We start from the raw sequence: 22,159 nt of genomic DNA, 5'->3' as shown, positions 1-22,159 counted from the left end.
GGTGTCGAATGTATGAAATAACCACGGACGTACTCATCGTCGGGACGGGACCAGCCGGCTCCGCCTGTGCCGCGCTGCTTTCGACGTACGGTATCAACAACATGGTCGTCAACCAGTATCGTTGGCTGGCCAACACGCCTCGAGCGCACATCACGAACCTTCGCACCATGGAGGTCCTGCGCGACCTCGGTCAGCAAGTGGAGCAGGAGGCTTACCTGTACGCGACCGATCAGGATCTGATGGGCGGGACGGTTTTCTGCGAAAGTCTGACCGGTGAGGAGATCGGCAGGGTGCCCAGTTGGGGACTGCATCCGCTCTCAAGAGCGGAACGTCAATTGTCGAGTCCGACAAAGATGAACGATTTGCCGCAGACGTTCATGGAGCCGCTGCTTTTCAAAACGGCTTGTGCACGAGGAACTGAGGCGCGGATGAGCACGGAATATCTGAGTCATACGCAAACTGACGAGGGTGTTCTCACGCGCTGCCGTGACCGATTGTCGGGGGAGGAGTTCACGGTCCGATCAAAGTACCTTATCGGCGCAGACGGAGGGAACTCCAAGGTCGCAAAGGACGCGGGCCTGCCTTTCGAAGGGCAGATGGGTGTGCGAGGGTCGATGAACATCTGGTTCCGCGCGGACCTGTCTGAATTCGTTGCGCACCGCCCGGCAGTGTTGTACCCAATCATGCAACCGGGCGCCGAAGTGGGCGGTATCGGGATGGGCCTCATCCGAATGGTTCGGCCTTGGCACGAGTGGTTGATTGTTTGGGGCTATGACATCAACGGGCCTGCGCCGGTAGTGGACGAGGCAAAGGCCACCACGATCGCACGCCAATTGGTGGGCAAGCCGGATCTCGAGATCGAACTGTTGGGCGCGAATACCTGGACCGTGAACAACATGTACGCGACTCGCATGCAGGAGGGGAGAGTGTTCTGCATGGGCGATGCGACCCACCGGCACCCACCGTCCGGCGGGTTGGGTTCCAACACGTCGATTCAGGATGCGTTTAACCTCGCATGGAAGCTCGCGGAAGTCATCAAGGGGCAGGCGGGTGAAGCGCTTCTCGATACCTATTCGGCTGAGCGTGCGCCGATCGCCAAGCAGGTCGTCACCCGCGCGAACCAGTCGATTGCCGAATTTGCCCCGCTCTATAGCGCGCTTGGCATTGACAAATCGAACGACGCGGAAGTCTTGCAAGCGAATATGCATGCTCGAAGCGGGTCCACCGAGGCCGCGGAAAAACAGCGGGATGAAATTCGGGAAGCGTTGGCGTTCAAGCGATATGAACTGGACGCCCAGGGCGTGGAGATGAATCAACGCTATCACTCGAGCGCTGCGGTGACCGATGGGCAAACCGAACCGGTGTTCACGCGTGACCGCGAGCTGTATTACCAGGCGACGACATGGCCCGGCGCGCGTCTACCGCATGCCTGGATTTTTGACTCCCGTGGACGGCAACACTCCACGCTTGACCTCGCAGGACACGGACGATTCGTATTGTTCACCGGTCTTGGGGGCGAAGCATGGGTCGAGGCTGCCTCAAGAGTCGGTGAGGAGATGGGGTTGAAGGTCGGCGTACACGTTATTGGTCCGCGGCAGCCCTATGCGGACCACACAGGCGACTGGGCTCGCGTGCGTGAAATCGGCGACAGTGGTTGCGTATTGACCCGCCCCGACCATCATGTGGCGTGGCGTAGCCTCACGTTGCCGAATGATCCGGCATCCGAGCTTCGCCGGGTATTGAGGCAGGTGCTCTCAAGGTAAATGCGGAAGGTTAGCTGACATGTGGCCATCATTCTTGATGGAACTGTTTCTGCGGTCTCGCAATCGTGCCCCACGCTGCGAGGCGTCGACCCTTGCCACGAAATGGAGTTCAAAATGAATCAGCGGGAACGCTGGAGGGAGGGCATGAATAGCGGTCTTCCAAAGCGCGTACACATTGTCGAGGTCGGGCCTAGAGACGGTCTGCAGGCGGAAAGCAAGTTCATACCGACCGACGTTAAGATCGAACTGGTCAATCGACTCGTTGGCGCCGGCGTACGACGAATCGAAGCGGCGTCCTTTGTGTCGCCAAAATGGATTCCGCAAATGGCCGACGGTGCGGCAGTCATGGCTGGGATAGATCGCGAGGCGGAGGTCTCGTATGCCGCACTGACACCCAACATGAGAGGGCTTGAAGCCGCGATTGAGAACAAGGTCGACGAGGTCGTCATTTTCGGTGCCGCGAGCGAAGCATTTTCCCTTCGCAACATCAATTGTTCTGTCGCGGAATCGCTCGAACGCTTTTCCCCGGTCGCGCGTGTGGCGAAAGCAGCGGGATTGCGATTGCGCGCCAGCATTTCATGCTCCTTCGGATGCCCGTACCAGGGGCCGGTGAGCGTTGATGCCGTCGTCGATATGGTCAGGCGCTTTCGCGATCTGGGGTGTGATGAAATCGACATTGCCGACACGATTGGGGTAGGCACGGTGCACCAGGTTCAGCGAGTTGTTCAAGCGGCTTCCAGGGAGTTTCCGTTGGCGTCTCTCGCTGGCCACTTTCACGACACCTATGGGCAGGCATTGGCAAATATCGTCGGCGCTCTTCAGGTCGGAATGACAATGTTCCACGCGTCCGTTGGTGGACTGGGCGGTTGCCCCTATGCCAAAGGCGCCACCGGCAATGTCGCTACTGAAGATCTGCTCTACCTTCTGGACGGCCTCGGGATTGAAACTGGAATTGACCTGGACGCCGTCGTTTCGATTGGTGATTGGGTGAGTCAGAAAATGGGCCGCGAGAACGGCGCGCGCGCGGGTAAGGCACTGATAGCGCGCAGGGCACGCAACTGATGTTGTTGTGCCAACGGAGATCGGCCGTTTCGAGCGGGCGTCGGCGCAATACCGCGTTGCGGGTCGCGGCGCCTGCCGCGTGTTTTTAAAGCGTGATCAAGCGCCATACTGGCTGGATGGGCGGGCTGAACTTGCAGCATCGTTTCCTCGGCCTCCCTAGCGTGATGCCAATGCTCCAAACATGAGTTGCTCTACGGTGCGCCAATATTCTTCGGCCAGCGCCGGATCGGACGGTGACAGATCACAGGTCGCCAGGAACTCCGGACCGAAGCCCGAGAGGGTCGACGTCAGACTAATCAACATATAGTGGAAAACAATAGGCTCTACGTTGGGTAGCGCGTGTTCCTTCTGGGCGGCGCGGATTTGTGGCAGCAACCAGCTGATTAGCGGTTTCAGGAAAGTATCCGCGAGCCATTGCAGCCGCGAGCTGGAACCTAGCGATTCCTGAAGTATGAAGCGGTGAAACTCGGGAAACTCTACAGTAAAGCGAAATAGCGCTCTATAAGCCAGCTTGAGCCGATCGACCGCGCTAGCCGGACCGAAGCTGAACAGACTTGCATCGCGTTCTTGCCGGACACGTTCGAATACATATTCGGCCACCGCTTGCCACAGAACTTCTTTGGAACGAAAGTGGTAGGTGACGAGTGGATGCTGCATCCCAATTCGGTCTGCAATGCTACGAATACTCGCGACTTCGAAACCCTTCGATGAAAACTCCGTAAGAGCTGCGTTTAAAATGGCCGAACGAGTTTCCTGCGCGCGCTGCTGTTCAGCACGCTTTAGTTCCGTCGGGCGACGCGTCCGGACATTTCTTGCATCAGGTAGTGTTCGTGATGCCATCTGCGAATACGTTGTGACACGTTGAAGTGAATATTGGGTGTCTAGCTCATTTGGTCCGGACGAAACGCGTTCTACAACCCATCATTTGGTGCGCTACCGTCAAATGCCCGCTGCAGCAACGCACGAATTGCTCCGCGTTCAAGCGGACGGGGGTTCCAGTAAGCGTTTTTGCAGGCAATGTCGGCGGCCTGGTCAAGGTGTTCCTCGAGCATGCCGATCTCCTTAAGAGCGATGGGCGCACCGTTTGCGCGCGCGAGTTCGTAAAGACCTTGCGCTGCGCTTTCGTGCCCGAGCGCCCGCGCAATCCGTCTCATCGCACCGGGCACAGCGCAGGTGTTGTACGCCAGGGCGTGGGGCAGCACAACGGTATGGGTGGGTGCGTGCGGTAGATTGAAACTGCCGCCGAGCGTATGACATAGCTTATGATGCAACGCCATACCGACGCTTCCGAGTACCGTGCCGCAAAGCCAGGCGCCATAGAGCGCATCGGCGCGTGCGGAAGGGTCGTTCGGCTGTGCGACGATTTGGGGTAAGCTGCGCGCGAGCGCCGTGATGCCCTCTTCGGCCATCAGGCTGGTAAGAGGATTGGCATCGCGTGAATATAAACCTTCTGCCGCGTGTGCGATTGCGTTGATGCCACTTGTCACGGACATGCTTACTGGCAAAGTCAGGGTAAGGTCTGAATCGTAGACTACCGTTTTGGGTAATACGCGCAAATCGGTGCCTGTCCGTTTCAGGCCCGATTCGGTCAACCCGAATATGGGCGTCATCTCACTGCCAGCGTAGGTGGTCGGCACGGCGAGAATGGGCAGGCTCGTCTCAAGAGCAAGACCCTTCGCGAGGCCGATTGCCGAGCCGCCGCCCACGGCGATGAGGCAGTCGGCATTCAGCGACGCGGCAACCGTGCGTACTTCCGTGATCAGCTCAACGGGCACGTGCATGGCAGCTCGATCAAAGACACCTGCTGCGAGCACACCCAATTGATCGGCAACCGATACACCCAATGTGCGTTGCTCCTGACTGCACAGAACCAGCGCGCGGCGTACCTGAAGCGTGTGCAATTCACGTTCGATGTGGGTGCGTGAGCCGGACCCGAAGACGACACGCGTGCCGCGCCCGTTATAGACGAATTCAGATGTCGACATGGCGGGTTCCGACGAGAATGTGCCTGTTCATGACCCGTGCGCCGAAGGGTTGAGCACGAAGTCGTAATCGAGCGTGTAAAACGGGGTGTCCATCGCAGTGCCGTCTGGTGCGACACCTGGCGAGTGCTCGATCCAGTCGACAATCAAAGTTGAGCGTACGCCGAATACGGCGTCCGAGTCGAGATACTTGTCCCCGTTCCGGAACACGTGTGTAATCAACGGCTCGTACCCTGGCGCCGTGATCCAGAAGTGCAGGTGGGCTGGGCGCCACGGATGGCGTCCGAGCGCATCAAGCATTCGACCAACCGGTCCATCGTGCGGAATGGGATAGGCCTCAGCGAGAATCGAGCGGAAATGAAAGAGTCCGTCAGGCAGCGTCTGCAAACGACCACGGGCTTGAAACTCTACCTTTGTATCCAGAGGGTCTCCGTACTGCACGTCGTAGTAGCCGTCTTCATCGGATTGCCAGACCTCGATCGCCGCCCCGGCTACAGGTTCTCCCGAAAGACCTCGAACGCGGCCGGCAACAAAGCAGGGGAGACCCGCTGCACCGTTGGAGATATCTTCGCCGTTCCTGTACCCGGGGGCGCCTGCAACAAAGAAGGGCCCAAGAACAGTTGCTTCCGTGCATTCGGCTGGCTTGCGGTTGTTCTGTGTCGTAACCAGCATCGACAAACCGAGCGTGTCCGACAGGAGTACGAACTCCTGGCGTTTTTCGTCGGTGATATGGCCAACCTCGGTGAGGAAGTTGATTGCATACCGCCACTCACTTTCGGTCAACTTCACGTCTCTTGCGAACGAATGCAAATGCTGGACAAGACTGGTCATCACACTGCGCAGCCTGTCGTTGTTACAGCCGGTCATTGCCGCGAGCACCGCTTGGGTGATGGTGTCTTCGTTGATATTGCGCATCGTCTTTCCTTGAACTCCGCATTGCCAGTACAGTTAGCGCGCAAGCAACCGGGCAGCATTTTCCCCGTACACCTTGTCCAACTCAATGCCGGGAATCTGGATGCCATCGAGCACTTTCCCGAATTGTCGGATTGCATTTGTCGGTGCAAACGGGAAGTCCGTCCCGAAGAGAATGTGATCGGGGTCTGCTACTTGCGTCAGCGCACTGAGGGGCGAATTGCCGGCGGAAAGTGCGGTGTCGAAGTAGAAGGATCTCACCGCCGCCAACGTGTCACCCACGCGCTCGGCCACCGCGGGCATCATGGAAATCGAGAGGGCGAGGCGGGGTACGAGAAACGGCAGCGTCCCCCCTGCATGCGAAAGGATGAACCGGATGTTTCTGAAGCGATTCATCGCACCTGAAATGATCAGGCTGGTGGCTGTACGTGTCGTCTCGAATGGATACTCGAGCACGGACGCCGGAGCGACCGGCGGCACATCGTGAGGCGGCTGGTTGGGGTGAACGAAAACCACGGTCCCGCGCCTGTTCAATTCTTCCCACAGCGGCGTGAAATGCTCGTCCCCCAGATACAGTCCGTTGTAGTTCGTAAAAGCAATGAAACCATCAACCTTCAACTCGTCAAGACAATAGCTGACTTCCTTCAGTGCTGCATCGACGTCTGGCAGCGGCAAGCTCGCGAAGGAGCCGAACCGTCCGATATGCCGGGATCTGAGATCCGCTGCGTGGTCGTTGCATTTTCTCAGCAGTGTCGCCGCGTCCGGAAGTGTGGGACCGGAGGAGATGGACAGGATTCCCTCGTCGATGCCGTTTTCATCCATCATCGCGATGGCTGCCTCGACGGACCAGGTTGGGGCCACACCGCCCGGCATCGCCGCAGTCAGCAAGTCCAGTCCAACCGCGTCTATGTAGAGCTTTGGCAGAAAATGTTGGTGCGTGTCAATTTTTCGCTTCGGCATGGCCGTCGTCTCCTATGAACAATTCTTTAGCATCGGGAGGGGCTTTCCCTCCTCGGCTTAGATCCATCTTATACGTTATTTTTTACATCTGCAAAGTTTAGTGAGGAATTCAACCGCCCACGCGCTTCCGGTCAGATTGATGCAAAGTCACATCCGCCGGGCCGGCTTGAAGGAGGTCCTAACGTTCTATCAAGTGCAATGATGCTTTGTCACTCAGGAGATGAACGAGTGAATGTTGCGACCATACTATCGATTCACGAACCAACCCGTCGCGGGTTTCGTTGGACTGATATCGGCTTGATTCCACGCGAAAAAATGACCGTTCGGGCGAGGTTAAGGCAGATCGTCAAGTGCGCCTGCGTTTTCGAACAACCTGAGCAGCATGGAGCGCAACACTTTGACGTCGCCGGCGGTGAAGCCAGAGAGAACCACCGACTCGTGGCGCTTTGCGACAGGGACGATGCGCAGAGCAAGCTCTTCTCCTCTGTCCGTCAGGACAACTCTGATCGACCGTCCATCGGTCGCGCTCCTCTCCCGTCGCACCAACTCCTGCCCCTCGAGACGATCAATGATCCTTGAGAGAGCCGAAATATCGGACGATGCATGGAGAGAAAGTTCAGACAAAGTCTGACCCGGAACATACAGAAGCGAGGCACAGACTCGCCACTCGCTGAGATTCAGGCCAAACGGTTTAAGTGCCTTCGAGAACGCGTTTCCCATTCGGCTGGTGGCACGCGCCATCAGGAAGGGAACCGCTTTTTCCAGTTCTTCTGGTCGCTTGGAAGTGTTCAAGATCGTCGCCAAAACTGAGGGTTGGACTACATTTATATACTTGAAAATTCAATTATACGCCATTCGATAGTGATCGCGGATCGAAGTGCGGTCGGCGGTCGTCAACAGGTCGAGGGTTTACATGGAGTACATGTACTTGAAAAATCAAGTACAGTCAGGTGCATATACTTGAAAAATCAAATATCGAGCCGAGCTAAACAAACCCATGTGATGCCCTTCATCTTCCTTTTGCAGATGAGGTTGCGACGCGTTGAACTGGAGCAGATTGATGAGAAACAAGATTGCGCTTGAAGAGCACTTTGCGATAGACCTCACTATCGAGCAGTCGAAAATTTATGCGCCTGCGCCCGTTTGGGAAATGCTGAAGTCCAATCTGATGGACATTGAGCAGCAGAGACTCGAGCGGATGGAGCAGGGCGGGACCGAGTATTCGATCCTGTCACTCAACTCGCCGGGCATTCAGGGCATCCCGGACGCCAAACAGGCGATTGATGTCGCGAAGCGAGCCAATGACGTCCTCGCCGAACATGTTTCCCGGCATCCAACTCGCCTGGGCGGGTTCGCCGCGTTGCCGATGCAGGACCCCGAAGCTGCGGCACGTGAGCTCGAACGAACTGTGAAGGATCTGGGATTTCACGGCTTCATGGTGAATGGCTTTTCCCAGGTAGGCAATGCGGAAAATGTCGTGTACTACGACGCCCCGCAGTACACCGATTTCTGGACGAACGCGGCGGCGCTTGGCAAGCCTTTTTATATGCATCCCCGCGATCCGTTGCCGTCCCGTGAACCGATCTACGACGGTTTTCCGTGGCTGACCGCTGCGACCTGGGCGTTCGCGGTTGAAACGAGTACTCACGCACTGAGGTTGATAACGTCGGGTCTGTTCGACCGCAATCCCAAGCTTCAAATGATACTTGGTCATCTCGGCGAGGGGATTCCGTTCAACGTCTGGCGTGTCGACCACATTCTCCAGAAGGCGCCGCGAGGACTGCCCTGCAAGCGCAGCGTCGGCGAATATCTCAGGGAGAACGTCTACGTCACAACGAGCGGGAACTTCAGAACCCAGACGCTGCTGTCCACAATGCTGGAAATGGGCAGTGACCGGATCATGTATTCGGTCGACTATCCGTTCGAAACACATGACGAGGCGTCCCAGTGGTTCGACACATGCTCGATCAGCGAAACTGATCGCGTCAAGATTGGACGGGAAAACGCAGGGCGTTTGTTCGGTCTTGAATGATACGAGGAATAGGGAGAAATCGAATGTCCGTGACTGAATTGGCATCAGCAGCCGTGTGGCGCAACAAGATCCATAGCGGCGGGTGGAAAACCGGGGCCGCGGGTACGATCCCGGTGACCGAGAAGGCGACCGGCGCGGAAATGTGCTTGACGACGTCGATGTCGAAGCTGCGGCGAGCGCTGGGGCGTGGGGATCGTTTTTGCATCAGGGGCAAGTCTGTATGTCCGCGGGCCGGCACCTCGTACATGAAAGCATTGCTGACGCGTACATTGAAAGCCTCGTCCGGCGCGCCAGGGCGCTATCGGTTGGTGACCCTTTCAAGGGCAATTTCCATCTCGGCCCCATCATCAATGAACGGCAGGCCGCAAACGTCGACCGCATCGTCGAGGAGCCGGCGGGCAAGGGCGCGAAAGTTCTCGCCGGTGGTACACGCGACGGGTTGTTTTTTAAGCCGACCGTCATGGTAGACGTCGCACCGGGAATGCCTGCGTTTGAGGAAGAGATCTTCGGTCCCGTCGCCGCAGTGACTGTGTTCAAGAACGATTACGACGCGGTAACGCTCGCCAAGTGGGTGACGAGCCGCGACGATCTCCCGGCTTATCCGTTCTAGTTTAAACACCACGAGGTGAATAGTGACCCCCGATACTGCGCAGCGCGCGGAAGAGACACATGCTTCGATCGTCGACATTGGTGCGCTGATCGATAGCCAGCCACTGAGCACCTTCCAGAAATGGATCATGGTAATGATCGGTTGCTCGGTGGTAATGGATGGATTCGACGTGCAGACAATGGGATTTGTCGCACCTGCGATTGTTCGGACGTGGGGCATCAGTCCGGCCGAACTCGGCCCTGTTTTCGGCGCCGGCCTGTTGGGGATGCTCGTGGGCGCCATCGTTCTCGGCGCCATGGCCGATCGCACGGGGCGCCGGCCGGTGCTGATCGGAGCGACCGTCTTCTATGGGTTATGCATGCTCGGGACCACCCTGGTTCAAAGTGTGCCGGAATTTCTTGTCATTCGTTTCCTGACGGGTTTCGGTATCGGTGGCGTGATGGGTAACGCTATCGCGCTGGTCAGCGAGTACAGTCCGCAGAGACATCGGGCGTCTCTGATGACATGGGTTTCGTGCGGCTTCACGGGTGGGGCAATCGCTGGAGGGCTTCTCTGCGCAGCTCTTCTCCCGTCGATCGGCTGGCGGTCGGTGTTCCTCGTTGGGGGCATGTTGCCGCTGGTCATTGCCGCCGTGATGGCCAGGTATCTGCCAGAATCGCTCCAGTTGCTGGTGGTCAAACAGCGCAGCCGCGAAAGGATTGTTCAGTGGCTTGGGCGAATCGCACCGAACGTCCGGGTTGGTCCTGGGACCCGCTTTGCCGTTCACGGGCAGCCGCAAGCGAAGGCCTCAGTTGGCGAGCTCTTTCGCAATGGCCGCGGCGCGATTACGCTGTTGCTGTGGGGGATCAACTTTGCGAACCTGCTTGATCTCTTTTTCCTGTCGAACTGGCTTCCGATGCTTTCCTTGCGAGTTGGCCACGAAGTGTCGACGGCTGTGCTCATCGGTACCTCATTGCAGATCGGCGGCACGGTGGGTGCGCTGATGCTGGGCCCGTTGATGGACCGCTTCGGCTTCTATCGTGTCCTGGCGCTCAGCTTTCTGGTGGCGACAATTTCGGTCTCGTCCGTCGGTCTCCCTGATCTATCGACAGGATTACGCTATGCGGTCGTGCTGATTAGCGGGATCTGTATTGTAGGCGGGCAACCGGCGGTCAATGCGTTGACCGCGACACTCTATCCAACCTCGCTGCGGGCCACCGGGGTTGGCTGGAGTCTGGGAATCGGCCGGGCGGGCTCGATTATCGGTCCTGTAGTGGCGGGACAACTGATCGAACTGCAATGGTCGAACACGGCGTTGTTTGTCGCGGCCGCGGTGCCCGCACTCGCATCGTGCCTGATGCTGGTTTTCCTCAGCCATGTTTCGGGGAGAAATCGGATCGATTGCATCGAGTGCTAGCTGGTCGAGAAAATCTAGAGACAATATTTCTATCATTAAATTAGTATCGCTAATGTAAAAATAGAATCCGCGATGGCGATTTTTGCGCGGTTCCGATCCACAAAAAATGGCATCAGGGATAGGAATTCAAGGAGGATGACATGGGTATTTCGATCACGGTGAACGGCAAGCGACACCTTCTGACCGTAGCGGCTGATTCACCACTGCTCTATGTGCTGCGCAACGATCTTCAGTTAAACGGTCCAAAGTTCGGTTGCGGCGAGGCGCAGTGTGGTGCATGCACGGTTATGGTCGGCGACGATGCGACGCCCTCATGTGTTTTTCCGGTTGGCGCGGTAGGTGCGGCTCGGGTGACCACGATTGAAGGCCTGGGCCATGGCGAACAGCTTCATGCGCTGCAGAAGGCCTTCCTCGCTGAGCAGGCCGCACAGTGCGGCTATTGCTCGAGCGGGATGTTGATGGCCGCGAAAGCGCTGCTGGAGCGAAATCCCGATCCGGACCCGGCGACCATACGGCGCGAGTTGGCCGGCCAGAAATGCCGGTGCGGCGCGCACAATCGAATCGTCCGTGCGATTCAGCGTGCAGCGCAGGAGTTGCGCGGATGAACACCGTCAGACTTTCTCGACGCGCGTTTGGCAAGCTGGCCGGGGCGGTAGTCGCGACGTTCTCGCTTGCGCCATTCGCTGAGTTTGCGTGGGGCGAGCCCGACCTCCCGATTGATCTTCGTGCCAATCGCAGGCTTGACGGCTGGATTCGAATCGACGAGGAAGGCTCGGTCACGATCTTCACGGGAAAGGCTGAGCTGGGGCAGGGTATTCTCACAGCGCTCTTACAGATCGCTGCGGACGAACTCGATGTGGATCTGGCTCGCGTGCACATGATTTCTGCGGATACGGCCCGCAGCCCTAATGAGAACTATACCTTCGGCAGCCAATCGGTCGAGCAAAGTGGGGCGGCGTTGCGTTTTGCCGCGGCCCAGGCGAGGGCGGTCCTGCTTGGCGTGGCGTGCCGGCGATTCAACGTGTCCGCGGCGGATCTGCGCGTCGAGAACGGTGTCATGCTGACCGCCGACGGCCGCCGCATGACGTACGCGGAGATCGCGAGGGACGAACGGGAACTTCTCGCACGCGAGGTGACGGCGGATGTCACGCCAAAGCGTCCGTCGGAATACAAACTGGTCGGCAAATCAGTACCGCGAATTGACTTTCCGGCAAAGTTCACCGGCGGCGCGGCATTCGTTCAGGATATGCGTCTGCCGGGCATGCTTTTCGGCCGTATCGTGCGGCCGCCGAGGTATGGCGCGCAACTGTTTTCATTCGACGACGCATCTGTCAGGGCGCTGGCGGGTGTCATTGCCGTTGTTCGCAATGGCAACTTCCTCGGTGTTGTCGCCGAGCGCGAAGAGCAGGCGATAGCCGCGCGCCGTGCGTTGCAGCAGGCGGCGCAGTGGAGCGCGGACTATGTCGCGTTGCCGGACGTGGACCATCTCCAGCCTGCACTGCTGCGTTGGCGAAGCGCGGATGCCGTGATTGGCGAATCGGGACAGGATACACCCGTGCCTGATAGCGTGACGCAACTGGAGGCGACCTACTCTCGCCCCTACCTTTCACACGCGTCAATTGGGCCTTCGTGTTCCGTTGCGCTGCTCAAGGACGGACACATGACCGTCTGGTCCCACACGCAAGGCGCGTTTCCACTGCGCGGCAATCTCGCTACGGTGCTTGAAATGCCTATGACCGCGGTCGATGTGGTGCACGTGCCGGGTTCGGGGTGCTATGGCCACAATGGTGCTGACGATGTGGCGCTGGACGCGGCGCTGCTTGCTCGCGAGGTGGCGGGACGGCCGGTCAAGCTTCAATGGATGCGCGATGAAGAATTCGCGTGGGCGCCGATCAGTCCGGCTATGGTGATGCGGGCTAAGGCGACCCTCTCCAGGGAAGGCCGCATAGTCGACTGGAACTATGAGGTATGGAGCAATTCGCACGCAATGCGGCCGGGTCAACCCGGTGGTGTGAATCTGCTGGCCGCCTGGCACCTTGCCAAGCCCTTTCAGCCGTCGGTGCCGGTGCCGATTCCACAGCCATACGGCAATGGCGACCGTAATGCGGTGCCACTCTACAATCTGGCGCGCAAGAGGGTGACGAACCATCTGCTGCTGGACGCACCCATTCGCACGAGTTCGCTGCGCACGTTGGGCGCTTACGGCAATGTATTCGCGATCGAGTCGTTCATGGACGAGCTTGCGCTCGCAGCAAATACTGATCCGGTCGCGTTTCGCCTCGCGCACCTCAGTGATCCGCGTGCGATTGCCGTGGTGCGTGAGGCGGCAAGCCAGTCCGGATGGCGGGTCGGGTTGAAGGGCGACGGGCAGCGCGGACGCGGATTCGCGTATGCACGGTACAAAAACATCGGGGCGTACGCCGCGATCGTCGTCGACGTGCACGTTGACCGCTCCACGGGTGTGATCAGTGTGACGAAAGTGACCGCTGCCATTGACGTGGGTCGCGTGATCAATCCTGACGGCGTGAAGAATCAGATCGAGGGTGGCATCGTGCAGGCACTGAGTTGGGCGCTCAAGGAGCGTGTTATGTTCAGTCGCACCGAAATCACCACACGCAGTTGGCAAGACTACCCAATCCTGACCTTCGCCGAGGTGCCGCCGATCGACGTCGTGTTGCTGGGGACTCCGGATGCGGCTTCCCTTGGCGCAGGCGAATGTTCCCTCGGCCCGACGGCAGCTGCGCTAGCGAACGCGGTGGCCCATGCCAGCGGCGCCCGTTTGCGCGATTTGCCCATGGTGCCGGCCAAGGTTCTCGAGCATGTCGTCTGAGGTGTGCTCGTCCCCGATCAGGGGGGCGGTCGAGCTCAAGCTTGAATCCGGTGACATACCAGACATTTTCGAGCCAGTTCATTTCAGTCGCCCTCATCCGGTGGGTCGAGGGTTTACATGGGTGTATATACTTGAAAAATCAACTATACTCCATCTCATATATGATTGAAAAATCAAATAAATATCCCGGTCGAATGCGAATAGTTTTCCTCTGGCCGTGGTGTCTGCACCGGGATCGTGTCTGATACTTATTTTACTCGGCTATGCTTTAGGGAGGAATCGAACCGGTCGAGCACAGGGTTAGCTGACCATGACCGATCCCAGGATAAGTTTTCGATAATGTTATTAGTATAGCTAATTAATAAAGTCATCGAAGCGGCGGGTCTTCCATGCTGGGCTGATCTAAAAAAAGTGGCGCCAAGGGTGGACGGTTCCGATCCGGATCAGGCGGCCATGCGGCGCGAATTGACCGGCTAGAGGGCGTTGACGTCTTGGAGAGACGCCTGAAGCGGAAGTCAGGTTGCGACACGACCCCGGAGCACGTCCGGTAGACAGGGGTAGAAAAGCGGAGATCGGTTTTGGAAACTCAAGTCATCATTGTCGGAGCCGGCCCAGTAGGACTGACACTTGCGATCGACCTCGGCGGGCGCGGCATAGCGTGTGTGCTTGTTGAGCAAAAGGCGGAGTCCCAGTTTCTGCCGAAAATGGAGCGTTGCAACGCGCGGACCATGGAGATTTTTCGGCGGCTGGGTCTCGCGGACCGTATCCGGGCCGCCGGCATGCCCGAGGACGTCCCCATGGATGTCCAGATCATCCGTTCCATGGTGGAGCCGCCAATCCTGCGTTTGCCTTATCCATCGGTGGCGGAGGCGCTCGCGCTGACACGCGAGAGCCACGACGGCAGCCTGCCGCTCGAACCTTATCAGCTCATTTCGCAGTACACACTGGAGCCGCTTCTTCTGGAGGTGGTTGAGCAATTGCCATCGGTCACCGTGATGCGGAGTACCACGTTTCTGGAATTCACCGAAGAGGGTGGCGGCGTTCTGGTGGTGGTCAATGACGCCGACGGTGCGAGAAGGACATTGAAGGCGGCCTACCTGGTGGGTTGCGACGGTGGCGCGAGCCGCGTGCGTAAGCAACTGGGCATCCGTCTGGAGGGCGAGGGCGACATTGCACGGCTGAGGCAGGGCCTGTTCTACTGTGAGCAACTGTACGAGCGACTGCCAATAGGCAACGGACCGAGCCGGGGGCGGCACTATCTGGTTGCTGGCGGACCGCCTACCTTCATGATCATGCAGGATTCGACGCGTCACTGGACGGTCCATTCCGCCGTCGAGAGCGATGACGAAATGCGACGGATGTTCGAGCAGATCGTCCGCGTTCCACTACCCTACGAGATGCTCTATTGCGCGGAGTGGCGGCAGAACCTGCTGCTGGCCGAACGCTATGGAGAGGGAAGCGTATTCCTCGCGGGCGATGCAGCGCACCTCGTGATTCCTACTGGCGGTCTCGGCATGAACACCGGTGTTGGCGACGCCACCGATCTTGCCTGGAAGTTGGCCGCGACGTTGCAAGGGTGGGGCGGACCGGCGTTGCTGGCCTCCTACGAAGCTGAACGGCGCCAGATTGGCGAGCGGGTTGTCGGCGCATCGCGCTACGCGTCGCTAGGATACCGCGCCTGGTTGGCCGAGGTGCGTCCGGAGATCGGAGACGATACGCCCGCTGGGGTGGCTGCTCGCGCTCACCTTGTCGAAGTGGCGAACGTGCAGCAGCGCAAGTCGAACGAGATGATCGGCGCAGAGTTGGGCTATCGCTATGTAGATTCGCCAATTATCGACAATGCACCGGGCGGGCCGCAGCACGATCTGCGTGCCTATTTTCCCACTACCTGGCCGGGCGCGCGGCTTCCCCATATGTGGCTTGCGGACGGAAGCGCCATCCAGGACCGGCTACGGTCGGACCGCTACACGTTGATCGATGTCGCGGGTGGGCACGGTGCGGGCTCGCTTCTCGCCGCGTTCGAAGCACTCGGCGCGCCACTCGATGTGCTCGTGGTTCCGGATTCCGCGCTTCGCGCCATTTATGAGCGCGATCTCGTCCTGGTCCGGCCCGACATGCATGTCGCGTGGCGTGGCGACCGACTACCACAGGCCGCCAATGATCTCGCCGCGAGGGTGATCGGACATAGCAACATGAACCACGCATCCGGTTCGATCGGCCGCCATTGATCGAGCCGTGCTGAACCGAATCGATATTCGGTCAGTCCGTACGCTGCAAGCCCGACGTGCGACGGCGCGGGTGTACCGCCGCCTTGTTGGGTGCCTCACCCGGACGCACAGCGTGACCTTGTACTTGACCCGATGACCAAGGCCTTGCCTGTATGGTCAATCGGCGCTGAAATTATATAGATAAGTATAACTTATTAAATTTCAATAACATTGGAGGCGGACGAATGAGTTCACGGTTAAATCGGGCCAGAGGTGGCCGTTCATGGCGCCAGCTGGTTTGGTGGGCGTTTTCGTTTCTTGCCGCACTTGTGTCGAGCGCAGCGCATGCGCAGAGCTCGGTCGTCCTGTATGGGATCATCGATACCGGCGTTGAATATGTGACAAATGTCGGTCCTCGGAAGTCCAGCTCAGTGCACACGCCGACGCTCACGGCCTCGCTGCCATCATTGTGGGGCCTCCGTGGCAAAGAGGATCTGGGCGGCGGTCTGAGTGCCGTCTTTCTATTGGAGTCGGGTTTTGCCCCGGCACAGGGCACGCTGAATCAAGGGGGGCGTTTGTTTGGCAGGCAGGCCTATGTCGGGCTTTCCGGGCCATGGGGGACGTTGACTCTCGGTCGGCAATATTCGCAAATCTTTTGGGCGGTACTAACGGGCGATACGTTGGCGCCGAATATTTATGCTGCTGCCGATCTGGACCCCTACTTGACCCAGCCGCGAGTTGACAATGCGATCACCTATACCTTCACGGCATCGGGGCTGACCGCGGCCATGACGTATTCGTTTGGACGTGACGCGGTGGATAGTGCGCCGGCCGGAGGGTGCGCCGGCCAATCACCGACCGACTGGCGGGCGTGCAAGGCAATATCCGCCATGATGAAATATGACGCGGGGAAATGGGGCGTAGCAGTGGCCGTCGATCGTAACTACGGTGGCGGGGGCACCGGCTCGCCCCTGCCGCTTAGTTCGCAAACGGATACGCGCGCCGTCATCGATGGCTACGCGAAGTTTGGCAACTCGACTTTCGGCGCGGGATTCCTCCATCGAATCAATCACGGAGTGCTGACCCCGACCATTTTCGACGCGATCAGCAACTACTGGTGGATCGGTGGCTCCTATCTTCCCCTTCCGGACATTGCTCTTGACGCACAGTTCGGCCATATCACCGTGAGCGGCCATGCCGCGGGGGGCTCCGTGATTGCAGCGCGCGCGATGTACTTTTTCTCCAAGGGCACGTCGGTGTACGTCACTGCAGGGCGCGTGTTCAACCAGCGCAACGCAGCTTTCTCGATTGACGGTGGCGTGGTCCCGCCCACCTCGACGCCGTTGCCAGGCGTGAATCAAACCGGTGCGATGGTGGGTATTCGCCATCTGTTCTAAATGGCCCGTCGCCGCGCGATATCGCGGCACAGTGGGCCGGGGTCGTTCGCCGAGGCGGCGGCCCTGCGCCTTCTGACTATGCGTCGCTAGTCCCTGTCTTACGACACACCTTGACTTTATACTTTCCACATGTATAGTAATATACAGGGACTGGCCGGGGCTATCGAAACGGGAAGAGCTATCGGAAAAACCGTGCTGGAAGGCTTCCAATAACGGTTGTCGTCTCCGTGTGGTGCGGTCAGCGCCGCTTCATGATTCCAGCTTTAACCGGCACGGTTTGCGGGCTGTGATTGAGTCTTGACATTATATTTTACAATCGTATAGTAATGCGTTGAGACGTGTCCAGAGCGACACGACTTACGACGTGACGTTTCCTGGTCGATCACGCGAGATTCGCAAATATGCTTTGTTACAAGAACCGCTATAACAGTCTTTGAAACCGGTTCGGATGCTGACACAAAGGATGGCTGAACGATGTGGAAAGCAATGGTGGATGACCTTGCTCAGCGAGATGAACTTGAATCCGACTCGTTGCGAGTTGCACGATCCGCGATCCATCGAAAGAACGGGAGACGTCCGCAGGCTGCAACGGGCGATCTCCGGAACATCATTCTTGAAGCCGCAGTAGCGCTTTTCTATCGCGAGCCGATCGAGTCGTTGAATCTCGATCGGCTCGCCGATCAAACGGGGCTCGGTAAGCGGCACATCTATCGGATTTTCGGGTCGCGTAAGGCGTTTCTACAGGCTTATGCTGACTTGCTTTGTGATCGTGAGCGTGCGCAATGGCGGGCAGCTGGACATCGATCTGGCGAGGAGCCTGTCCAACACTTGCTCGAACTCTTTATCGATGTCGCCGTTGAACTGGCTTCCGATGATTATCCGCCAGGGCAACCTCAGTTGTCGGCGGTACAGTTCGCCGACCAGGATCATCCTGTCAGGCTATCGCGTACCAAGCTTGGCCAGGAGTTTCGAGCACTATTGATACGACTGGCTATTGCCGCAAATGCGGTAGACGCCGAAGCGTTGGCGGATACGTTAATGATGCTTTGGGAGAATGCAACAAGCAACTTCAAATCAGGCGGCGATTCGCGGCGTGTCGCTCAGCGTTTGCCGACCTTGGTCGACCACATAATCAAGAGCTACGTGGTGCTGTAGGCAAGTTCACTTCCAACAAATAGACAAGGAGTAGCCAATGCGTTTACCGGATCGAGCGTTTTGCAAGGAGGAGGTCGCATCATCCACGCTCGCACGCTTGGTGGCGACGTTGGCCGATTGTTGACGCACGTGAAACGGAGAATTGGAAAAATTAGTACTTACCCTGACGATTTTTACCCTTTAGACTGCGTTCAACCATAGCAATGAAGCTGGTCTTTGTAGCGCAACTAACAAAAATCGTTGAGGTAGGTCACCATGAAGTCGTTCACCAGGATCGTTCTTATTGTTGCCCTTTTTGCAGCACCCGTTGCGTCGTTCGCACAGTCCAGTCAGCCGGTAAGTCGTGCGCAGGTGCGTGCCGAACTGGTGCAGCTCGAGAAAGCTGGCTACGACCCGCACGACTGGATTCACTACCCCGAAAACATCCAGGCAGCTGAAGCAAAGGTCGCGGAGCAGAATGCCACAGCCCAAGCCCCTGTTTCAGGATACGGTGGTGGTGCTGACGGAACGTCTCGTTCGGGCGCAGCAAGCGGTCTGTAATATTGCGTGTAAAGGCGCGATTTTCGACAATTGCGCAATTTGCGGCTGAGTCTTTCCCGCCTGTATCGGTGGGAAAGACTCAGCCGTTTTGCTTTATGTGCGCGGATACTTTGATTAATTCTTGTCGTGCTGCCAAAAGCAACGATCCATTGCAACCGTGGAGATATGCGCCTAAGCGTTTCGGACGTAACCTTCACGTTGAGTCGTCATTCCAGTTCAGGAACTCGTCATGGATCGTGACAGGTTTCTTCCGCTGTTGGATCGTATTCTGATCCGGCACTCGCCACCAGGGCGAACTGATCGCCCGCACGGCCAACAAGCTGTTTGGCTGAACGTCAGGCATATTCGCACCGTTGACGCGCGCGAGACGGCCAGGCAGATCCCCGCCTGGCCAACACCGATCCGGATATCGAATTGACCAGGATACAGACCGTCGTTCGACATTGGCCGAGGACCGGTGCCATTAACAACCCATCAATTCGAAAGAGCCGACTATGCAACGTCCGACGACTGAAGGTCCGTTGGGGGATTTCGTCGTAACCCATCCGCTTGACCCGGAAGATGGGGTGATCACCACTGCCACGCGAGCGATGGCGAGTCCCATGTAAGGCAAATTGAGGGGCATCGAAGCACGCGAGCCTTTCGATGCCATGATGGAGGGCGTTTTGCCCCGCGATGACGTCACCTTCGAAGCCGACACGGTTGGCGGCATTCCTGGGCTCTGGGTTCGTCCTGCGCATTGTCGATCTGACGAGGCGATCCTCCATCTGCATGCCGGATGGTTCAACCTGGGAACTGCCAAAGCATTCCGCCACCTTGTCGGGCATATCGCTGCGAGGGCGGGAGCGAGCGCATTTATCCCGGACTATCGGCTTGCTCCCGAGCATCTTTTTCCTGCGGCCGTCGACGATGTGCTGGCGTGTTACCGCGGGCTTGAGGAAAGGGGAATTCGACGGATTGCCATCACGGGAGATTCTGCCGGAGGCAATCTCGCACTGGTCCTCGCCGCGCGCGTCTCCGCCGACGCCGTCTCCTCAAAGGCGGCTCTTGTTGGCGTGGTCGCACTATCGCCGGTTACCGATCTGACGCTCTCGGGCGAGACGTATGTGACGCGTGCGGATGCCGATCCGTATTTCACCCTTCCGCAAGTCGCGGAACTGGTGCATTCCTATTTGGGTAGTGCCGACCCGAAACTTCCGCTGGCTTCGCCGCTTCACGCGCGGCTTTCCGGATTGCCTCCCGTCCGCATTCACGTCGGAGACGACGAAGTACTGCTCGATGATTCGCGCAGATATGTCGAGCGTGCGATTGCCGCAGGAACCGATGCCCGGCTTGATGTCTGGATAGGGATGCCGCATGGATTCGCCGGCAGCATCGGAAGGTTGAAGGCGTCTGCACAAGCGCTGGATGCCATCGGCAGATTTCTCACGGAGAAGCTGCCGGCAGGTGCCGGCCCGAGTACTGCACGCTGAAACCACGGCGCAAGTTGCAGAGCACAACGCGGTTGACCGCTCTAGCGCTGCCGGTTCTGACCTTCGAATCCTGCCACGAGCGCATCGAGCAAGTGACGCACGGCCGGAACCATGCCTCGGCGCGTGGGGAAGATCGCATGCACAAGGCCCGGTGTGGTAGCCAGACCTGGCAGCAGGTGCTGCAGGCGGCCGGCCTGAATATCGGCCTCAACCAGTTCCTTGGGCAGCATTGCCACGCCGACGCCAGATATCGCCGCAACCCGAAGGCTCGCCAGGTCGTCGGTCGCCAGGCGGGGCTGATGCGCCCATGATGTCACGCGTCCCTCAACGTCGACCAGATTCCACACAAATCGCTCGTTGCTGCTCGCCATGGAGAGGGTGGGCCATTCCTTCACGGATTCTATCGAGCTGGGCGCCGGATGGCGCAGCGCCAATTCGGGACTGGCAACCAGAATGTGGATCGACAAGCCCAACTGGCGGACGGCAAGATCGGTGTTGTCCAACGGAGGAAGCCTAACCCGGATGGCAAAGTCCAAACCCTCCTCGACGACATCCACGCGACGGCTGGTTGCATCCAGCAGGACCTGGACATCAGGATTGTCTTGTATGTATCGCGCGATGATCGCGGAGATGCCGGACTCCAGTAAGGCCACGGGGCAGGCGATGCGGACGGTGCCCTGCGGCTTGGACCGCGTCCGGTCCACGATTTCTTTTGCGGCCGTTGCTTCTGCCACCAGCGCGAGGCAATGCTGGTGGAACTGCCGCCCGGTTTCCGTCAATGACAGGCTCCGGCTGGTGCGATTGAGCAGGCGAACGCCAAGCTCTTCCTCCAATGCGCGAACGCGCCGGCTGAGTTTCGACGTCTGTAGGCCGAGGCCGCGTGCGGCCGCCGTGTAGCTTCCACGCTCGACCACCTCCGCGAAGAGCCGAAGATCATTGAGGTCAGTGATTGCGTTCATGGGCAGGCTTTAACTCCTTCCGATCGTTCTGTCTGCAGCAATGATGCATTCCAATACAGGATCTATGCGCGAGTTCGTTGCAAATATAGCATTCGTCTCATCACCTGCACCAGCGCCAAATCCGGCGGCTCGCACAGATGACAAGCGTCGCATTTGCGGTGCCAGGAAACGGAGAAGGACATGCTCACACACAGGCGTTGGGAATCATTGGACAGGGGAGACCTCGACTGGCTGCGCGCGAAATACCATTTCGCGGTGAGCGCCGACGGCAATCTCGAGCACGCCGCCCTAGGTCCCCTGATTGTCTGGAACGACGACGAGATCGCGGTTGGCAACGGTTTCCCCATGCACGGGCATCGTGACATGGAAATCATCACCTATGTGCGCCAGGGCCTGCTCGGGCATCGAGACACCTTGGGATCCGAGGGAACGATCCACGCAGGCGATGTCCAGGTCATGAGCGCCGGCACGGGCATACGCCACGCCGAGTTCAACAAGGGCGAGGTGCCGCTCAAGGTCTACCAGATCTGGCTGCTGCCTCGTGAAGCCGGTGGTGAACCCGCGTGGGATACCAGGCCATTTCCAAGAGGCGACCGGTCAGGGCGCTTCGTAGTCCTTGCCAGCGGCTTCGCCGACGATGAAGGTGCGCTTCCTATTCGTGCCAATGCACGTGTATTCGGCGCAATGCTCAAGGCAGGCGAAAGCGTTCGACACGAGTTGAGTCCGGCACGTCGTGCCTATCTCGTCGTGGCCTCGGGACACATCGAGGTGAATGGCGAGCCCGTTGGGCCGCTAGACGGCGTGGCGATTACGACAGTCGCTGCGGCGCAGATTTCCGCTCTTGAAGATTCCGAGCTGGTGATGGTGGACGCCGGCTAATTC

Annotated in this window: 19 protein-coding genes; 13 read left to right on the top strand and 6 right to left on the bottom strand. The window is 58.6% G+C overall.

Features of this window, described 5'->3' with window-relative positions; all coding sequences use genetic code 11:
- Positions 1–8: 8 nt before the first annotated feature.
- Positions 9–1,763, top strand: a complete 1,755-nt coding sequence (locus SB772_RS00150; protein WP_410831231.1) for an FAD-dependent oxidoreductase — start codon at positions 9–11, stop codon at positions 1,761–1,763.
- A gap of 114 nt (positions 1,764–1,877) precedes the next feature.
- Entirely contained in the window at positions 1,878–2,825 is a 948-nt protein-coding gene (locus tag SB772_RS00145; protein WP_410831229.1) for a hydroxymethylglutaryl-CoA lyase, read from the top strand.
- A gap of 156 nt (positions 2,826–2,981) precedes the next feature.
- Here SB772_RS00145 and SB772_RS00140 read toward each other — a convergent pair whose 3' ends face one another.
- The 5 genes from SB772_RS00140 to SB772_RS00120 all read right to left on the bottom strand — a co-directional run bounded on the left by SB772_RS00140 (position 2,982) and on the right by SB772_RS00120 (position 7,471).
- The gene (locus tag SB772_RS00140) at positions 2,982–3,665 is read right to left on the bottom strand and encodes a TetR/AcrR family transcriptional regulator (RefSeq protein WP_410831227.1); all 684 of its coding nucleotides are present in this window, start codon (positions 3,663–3,665) and stop codon (positions 2,982–2,984) included.
- Between the two features lie 71 nt (positions 3,666–3,736).
- Positions 3,737–4,810 (bottom strand): maleylacetate reductase, encoded by a 1,074-nt coding sequence (locus SB772_RS00135; protein ID WP_410831225.1) that lies wholly within the window; start codon positions 4,808–4,810, stop codon positions 3,737–3,739.
- Positions 4,811–4,837: 27 nt separating this feature from the next.
- Positions 4,838–5,722 (bottom strand): intradiol ring-cleavage dioxygenase, encoded by an 885-nt coding sequence (locus tag SB772_RS00130; RefSeq protein WP_410831223.1) that lies wholly within the window; start codon positions 5,720–5,722, stop codon positions 4,838–4,840.
- Positions 5,723–5,755: 33 nt separating this feature from the next.
- Entirely contained in the window at positions 5,756–6,679 is a 924-nt protein-coding gene (locus SB772_RS00125) for an amidohydrolase family protein (RefSeq protein ID WP_410831221.1), read from the bottom strand.
- 333 nt (positions 6,680–7,012) lie between these two features.
- Positions 7,013–7,471, bottom strand: a complete 459-nt coding sequence (locus SB772_RS00120; protein WP_410831219.1) for a MarR family winged helix-turn-helix transcriptional regulator — start codon at positions 7,469–7,471, stop codon at positions 7,013–7,015.
- Positions 7,472–7,739: 268 nt separating this feature from the next.
- Here SB772_RS00120 and SB772_RS00115 point away from each other — a divergent pair, with 268 nt between their 5' ends.
- The 10 genes from SB772_RS00115 to SB772_RS00070 all read left to right on the top strand — a co-directional run bounded on the left by SB772_RS00115 (position 7,740) and on the right by SB772_RS00070 (position 20,318).
- Positions 7,740–8,711, top strand: a complete 972-nt coding sequence (locus SB772_RS00115; protein ID WP_410831217.1) for an amidohydrolase family protein — start codon at positions 7,740–7,742, stop codon at positions 8,709–8,711.
- A gap of 142 nt (positions 8,712–8,853) precedes the next feature.
- Positions 8,854–9,321, top strand: coding sequence for an aldehyde dehydrogenase family protein (locus tag SB772_RS00110; protein ID WP_410831215.1), 468 nt, complete (start codon positions 8,854–8,856; stop codon positions 9,319–9,321).
- A gap of 22 nt (positions 9,322–9,343) precedes the next feature.
- On the top strand, positions 9,344–10,717 hold the full coding sequence (locus SB772_RS00105; protein WP_410831213.1) for an MFS transporter: 1,374 nt from the start codon (positions 9,344–9,346) through the stop codon (positions 10,715–10,717).
- Positions 10,718–10,857: 140 nt separating this feature from the next.
- Positions 10,858–11,322: a (2Fe-2S)-binding protein gene (locus SB772_RS00100; RefSeq protein ID WP_410831211.1), complete on the top strand. Its 465-nt coding sequence runs from the start codon at positions 10,858–10,860 to the stop codon at positions 11,320–11,322.
- Positions 11,319–13,547, top strand: a complete 2,229-nt coding sequence (locus tag SB772_RS00095; RefSeq protein WP_410831209.1) for a molybdopterin cofactor-binding domain-containing protein — start codon at positions 11,319–11,321, stop codon at positions 13,545–13,547. Before SB772_RS00100 ends, SB772_RS00095 begins: the two co-directional genes overlap by 4 nt.
- 578 nt (positions 13,548–14,125) lie before the next feature.
- Positions 14,126–15,775 carry an FAD-dependent monooxygenase gene (locus SB772_RS00090; protein ID WP_410831207.1) on the top strand — a complete coding sequence of 550 codons (1,650 nt, stop codon included), beginning with the start codon at positions 14,126–14,128 and terminating at the stop codon, positions 15,773–15,775.
- 224 nt (positions 15,776–15,999) lie between these two features.
- Complete coding sequence (locus tag SB772_RS00085) at positions 16,000–17,151, top strand: porin (RefSeq protein WP_410831205.1); 1,152 nt, start codon at positions 16,000–16,002, stop codon at positions 17,149–17,151.
- A gap of 474 nt (positions 17,152–17,625) precedes the next feature.
- Complete coding sequence (locus tag SB772_RS00080) at positions 17,626–18,306, top strand: TetR/AcrR family transcriptional regulator (RefSeq protein WP_410831203.1); 681 nt, start codon at positions 17,626–17,628, stop codon at positions 18,304–18,306.
- Positions 18,307–18,561: 255 nt separating this feature from the next.
- Complete coding sequence (locus tag SB772_RS00075; RefSeq protein ID WP_410831202.1) at positions 18,562–18,846, top strand: DUF4148 domain-containing protein; 285 nt, start codon at positions 18,562–18,564, stop codon at positions 18,844–18,846.
- 614 nt (positions 18,847–19,460) lie between these two features.
- Positions 19,461–20,318, top strand: a complete 858-nt coding sequence (locus SB772_RS00070; RefSeq protein WP_410831200.1) for an alpha/beta hydrolase — start codon at positions 19,461–19,463, stop codon at positions 20,316–20,318.
- A gap of 41 nt (positions 20,319–20,359) precedes the next feature.
- On the opposite strand, the gene SB772_RS00065 is transcribed toward SB772_RS00070, so the two are convergent.
- A complete protein-coding gene (locus SB772_RS00065; RefSeq protein WP_410831198.1) occupies positions 20,360–21,277 on the bottom strand; it encodes a LysR substrate-binding domain-containing protein in 918 nt (305 codons plus the stop codon).
- Positions 21,278–21,457: 180 nt separating this feature from the next.
- Here SB772_RS00065 and SB772_RS00060 point away from each other — a divergent pair, with 180 nt between their 5' ends.
- Complete coding sequence (locus SB772_RS00060; protein WP_410831196.1) at positions 21,458–22,156, top strand: pirin family protein; 699 nt, start codon at positions 21,458–21,460, stop codon at positions 22,154–22,156.
- Positions 22,157–22,159 lie beyond the last annotated feature (3 nt).

Origin of the sequence: Paraburkholderia sp. SIMBA_030 (assembly GCF_046535245.1) — a bacterium.
Lineage (GTDB): Bacteria > Pseudomonadota > Gammaproteobacteria > Burkholderiales > Burkholderiaceae > Paraburkholderia.
This window is presented reverse-complemented; position numbering and strand designations above follow the sequence as displayed.